Here is a 4,458-nt window from a genome sequence, read left to right as displayed (position 1 = left end):
ACGATCGACGGCACCGTGACCGCTGGCATGGCAGTCGGCGGTACTGCGACTGGCGACACGGCGATTGGTGGTACCGCTGGCGGTGGCATGTCGGTCGGTGGCACTGCGGCCGGTGGCACCGCGACCGGCGACACGGCGACTGGTGCTACCGCGACCGACGGCACCGTGACCGGTGGCACGGCGATCGGCGGCATCGCGACCGGTGGTACGACGATCGGCCGCACCGCGACTGGGTGCGCCCCGTCGGCGGCGGCGGCCGGAGCCGGATCCCGGGACGCGGCGCCGGCCCGCCGGACAGGTCCTCGGTGGGTCGGCGAGGACGAGGGGCAGGTCACCGTCGAGTTCCTCGGGATGACCCCGCTGATCCTGATCACGCTGGTGCTGCTGTGGCAGTTCGTGCTGCTGGGGTACACCTTCTCGCTCGCGGGGAATGCTGCGGACGAGGCGGCGCGGGCGGGGACGGCGGTTCCGGCCGGGCAGCGACAGGCGGCATGCCAGGAGGCGGGCACGGACAAGCTGCCGGGCGCGTGGAGCGGCACGGTGAGCTGCACGACCGGGGGCGGCTACGTCAGGGCCACCGTGACCCTCCAGGTCCCCGTCCTGTTCCCGGGCTCGATCGGTTTCCCCTTCGACGTGGAGGGCCACGCCGGCGCGGTGGAGGAGGACAGGGACTGAGATGCCGTACTCCCGCGAAGGTCTTCGCGACCGCGGCCAGGTCGCCCTCGAATACCTGGGCTTCATCCCGATCCTGATCCTCGTCGCCATGGCGGGCGTCCAGATCGGGCTCATCGCCTACACCGCCCAGCAGGCCGGCACCGCGGCCAGGGCCGGGGCGCGGGCCGCCTCGCTGGACCTGAGCGCGCAGGACGGCTGTGCCAACGCGATCAGCGACTGGCTGTCCGTCGCCTGCGCCGAGGGCGGGGGAGGCGACTCGGTCACCGTCACGGCCACCGTCCAGATCCCCTCGATCGTCCCCGGCTGGGACTTCGACCCCGCCGTCAAGACCGCCACCATGCCGCTCGACCACTGAACGAGGTACCCCATGAGTCTGCGGTCCCGCATCAACACCCCCGAGGAGAACGGCAGCCGGGGCGAGGACGGCCACCTGGTCTCCTCCTACCGGGCCAAGCTCCTGGAGGAGATCGACCTCGCGGAGATGAGCGCGCTCGCGGCGGCCGAGCGCCGGGCCCGGCTGGAGCGGGTGCTCGGGCACATCATCAGCCGTGAGGGCCCGGTCCTGTCGACCGTCGAACGCTCGCAGCTGATCCGTCGGGTGGTCGACGAGGCGCTCGGCCTCGGCATCCTGGAACCGCTGCTCGAAGACGCCTCCATCACCGAGATCATGGTCAACGGCCCGGACTCGATCTTCGTCGAACGCGGCGGCCGCGTCGAGCAGTTGCCGCTGCGCTTCCCCTCCCACGACCAGCTGATGCAGACCATCGAACGGATCGTCTCCACGGTCAACCGGCGGGTGGACGAGACCAACCCGATGGTCGACGCGCGCCTGCCCTCGGGTGAGCGGGTGAACGTCATCATCCCCCCGCTCTCCCTGACCGGCGCGATCCTCACCATCCGCCGCTTCCCCCGCTCCTACACGCTCCAGGAACTGGTCGGCTTCGGCTCGCTCGACGAGAACATGCTGTACCTGCTGGCCGGCCTGGTGCAGGCCCGCTTCAACATCATCGTGTCGGGCGCGACGGGCACCGGCAAGACGACCCTGCTCAACGCGCTCTCCGGGCTCATCCCCGAGGGCGACCGGATCATCACCATCGAGGACTCCGCCGAACTCCAGCTCCAGCAACGGCACGTGGTCCGGCTGGAGTCCCGGCCGCCGAACGTGGAGGGCAAGGGCCGGGTCACCATCCGCGACCTGGTCCGCAACTCGCTGCGCATGCGGCCCGACCGGATCGTGGTCGGCGAGGTCCGCGGCGGCGAGTCCCTCGACATGCTCCAGGCGATGTCCACGGGCCACGACGGCTCGCTGGCCACCGTCCACGCCAACAGCGCGGAGGACGCGCTGATGCGGCTGAAGACCCTTGCCTCCATGTCGGAGGTGGAGGTCCCCTTCGAGGCGCTGCACGACCAGATCAACAGCGCGGTCGACGTGATCATCCAGCTCACCCGGTTCGCCGACGGCGCCCGCCGGATCACCGAGATCGCCCTGCTCGACAGTCACGGCAGCGAGCCGTACCGGCTGGCGACGGTGGCCCGCTTCGAGGCCCAGCCCATGGCGGCGGACGGCCGGATCTACGGACGGTTCGCGTACTTCCCGCTCCCGCGCCGTACCGTCGACCGCCTCTACATGGCGAGCCAGCCCACCCCCCAGGCCTTCGGGGTGGCCCAGTCCGCGGCCCAGTTGACCGTCCGAGAAGCCAGGTAGGACCCACCCCCATGGACCTGAAGACCCTAGTCGCCCTGACCGTCGGCGCCACCCTCCTCACGTGCGTCCTGGCCGTCGTGGGCGTCCACTTCTACGCCAGGGGACGGGCGCAGCGGGCGGCACTGGTCGACCGGCTGACGGCCGCGGGCCAGGTGCCGTACACCGGCCGCCGCCGGCACTTCCGCGACCTGGACCGCCGACTGCGCCGCACCCGGCTGGGCCGCGAATTGGAACTGCGGCTGGCGGCGACGGGCCTCGACGTGACCCCGGGCGAGTTCTTCGCCGCGATGATCGGGCTGGTCGGCGGGCTGTGGCTGATCGGCCAGGCCACCCTGGCACCCTTCTTCGGGCCGCTGGCCGGCCTCGCGGGCGTGTGGGCGGCGGTGCAGTTCCTCAACTGGCAGCGCCAGAAACGCATCGAGAAGTTCATCAACCAACTCCCCGAACTGGCCCGCATCCTGGCCAACGCCACCCACGCCGGCCTCGCCCTGCGCACCGCGATCGGCATGGCGGCCGAGGAGCTGGAAGCCCCAGCCGGGGAGGAACTCGCCAACGTGGCCAACCAGTTGGCGGTCGGCGTGGCGATGGAGGACGCGCTCGACGAGATGGCGAAGCGGCTGCCGTCCCGGGAACTGGTGGTCCTGGTGACGACCCTGGTCCTGTCCAACCGCGCGGGCGGCCAGGTCGTCAGCGCCCTCAGGAACCTGACCGAGACGCTGGAGGAACGCAAGGAGACCCGGCGCGAGGTCCGCACCCAGCTCTCCCAGGTGAACATGACGGCGTACGCGGTCCCGGTCCTGGGCATCGGCTCGCTGTTCCTGATGAACGGCGTCAAGGACGGCGCACTGGAGCGGATGACGGGCTCGCCGCTCGGCCAGGGCGCGGTGATCATCGCCTTCGCCCTCTACGCGGTGGGGTTCGTGCTCATCCGCCGCATGTCACGGATCGACGTCTGAGGAGGGGGCGGCTGTGATCGGACTCGGACTGGCCCTGCTGATGGCCCTGAGCGTCTGGGGCGTCTTCGCCGGCATCCGCATGTACCGGGCGGAGGCGAAACTGCCCAGCGACCTGGTGCTGGCACTGGAGGTGGGCTCCACCCGCACCGGCGCGGTCGACTCCCTGATCGACCGCATGGGCATGCGCTACGCCCCCGCCGTGCTACGCCTGATGGGCCCCAAGCAGGTCGCCAAGTACCGCCGCAAGATCGACCTCGCGGGCAACCCCGGCGGCCTGACCATCAACCGCTACGCGGCCCGCAGGGCGGTCTACGGCTTCCTCGGCGGCCTCGGCTTCCTGGTCTTCCTCCTCCGCGGCCAGTTCCTGGTGGCCCTGCTCCTGCTGGCCTTCGGGGCGTTCTGGACGGAGGTCGGCATCTGGTCGGCGATCCGGGTCAGGAAGGACGTCATCGAGCGCACGCTCCCCGACTTCCTCGACGTGCTGGCGGTCGTGGTGAGCGCCGGCCTGGGCTTCCGCCAGGCACTCGACCGGGTGGCCTCCAAGTACGAGGGCCCCTGGGCCGACGAACTGCGCATCACGCTCCGGCAGATGGACCTGGGCATGAGCCGCCGCCAGGCCTTCGCGGAACTGCGCCGCCGCAACGACTCCGAACAGGTGGCGATGTTCGTGACGGCACTCCAGCAGGGCGAGGAACTGGGCGCCCCCATCGTGGACACCCTGGTCGCCCTGGCCAAGGACATGCGCCGCACCGACGCCCAGAACGCCCGCCGCAAGGCCGCCCGCGCGGTCCCCAAGGCCACCATGATGATCACCACCTTCATGGTCCCGGCCACGATGCTGCTCCTGGCCGCCGGCCTGCTCCTCGGCTCGGGCACCGACTTCGGCACGATCACGGGGAAGTAGGGGACCGGACGATGGCGATGACGGACGTGCGAAGGCGCCGACGGGTGACGTTGGCGCGGGGCGGAAGCGGGTTGTCGCCGTGGTCCAGGGACAGGTCCAACGACAGGTCCAAGGACAGGGACAGGGACGCGGACGTGGACGTGGGCGGGCACGCGGATGCGGACTCGGACGCGGACTCGCACGGACGCGGGGCGCCGAAGCCGGACACGGACACGCCC

6 protein-coding genes are annotated in these 4,458 nt (G+C 71.1%); 5 read left to right on the top strand and 1 reads right to left on the bottom strand.

The window, feature by feature from the left end; genetic code table 11:
- Positions 1 to 213 precede the first annotated feature (213 nt).
- From EHS43_RS38320 to EHS43_RS38300, 5 genes are read left to right on the top strand one after another with little or no spacing between them, the layout of a single operon-like run.
- Entirely contained in the window at positions 214 to 675 is a 462-nt protein-coding gene (locus EHS43_RS38320; RefSeq protein WP_125195211.1) for a TadE/TadG family type IV pilus assembly protein, read from the top strand.
- A 1-nt stretch (position 676) separates the two neighbouring features.
- The gene (locus EHS43_RS38315) at positions 677 to 1,030 is read left to right on the top strand and encodes a TadE/TadG family type IV pilus assembly protein (RefSeq protein ID WP_125195210.1); all 354 of its coding nucleotides are present in this window, start codon (positions 677 to 679) and stop codon (positions 1,028 to 1,030) included.
- A 12-nt stretch (positions 1,031 to 1,042) separates the two neighbouring features.
- Positions 1,043 to 2,380 (top strand): CpaF family protein, encoded by a 1,338-nt coding sequence (locus tag EHS43_RS38310; protein WP_125195209.1) that lies wholly within the window; start codon positions 1,043 to 1,045, stop codon positions 2,378 to 2,380.
- Positions 2,381 to 2,391: 11 nt separating this feature from the next.
- Complete coding sequence (locus tag EHS43_RS38305) at positions 2,392 to 3,336, top strand: type II secretion system F family protein (protein ID WP_125195208.1); 945 nt, start codon at positions 2,392 to 2,394, stop codon at positions 3,334 to 3,336.
- Between the two features lie 16 nt (positions 3,337 to 3,352).
- Positions 3,353 to 4,240, top strand: a complete 888-nt coding sequence (locus EHS43_RS38300; RefSeq protein ID WP_185806595.1) for a DUF5936 domain-containing protein — start codon at positions 3,353 to 3,355, stop codon at positions 4,238 to 4,240.
- Here EHS43_RS38300 and EHS43_RS47215 read toward each other — a convergent pair.
- Positions 4,227 to 4,458: hypothetical protein (locus tag EHS43_RS47215; protein WP_221740802.1), on the bottom strand; the 232-nt coding region annotated here is incomplete at its 5' end. The genes EHS43_RS38300 and EHS43_RS47215 overlap by 14 nt on opposite strands.

The organism is Streptomyces sp. RP5T (assembly GCF_003933965.1).
Classification (GTDB): Bacteria; Actinomycetota; Actinomycetes; order Streptomycetales; family Streptomycetaceae; genus Streptomyces.
This window is presented reverse-complemented; position numbering and strand designations above follow the sequence as displayed.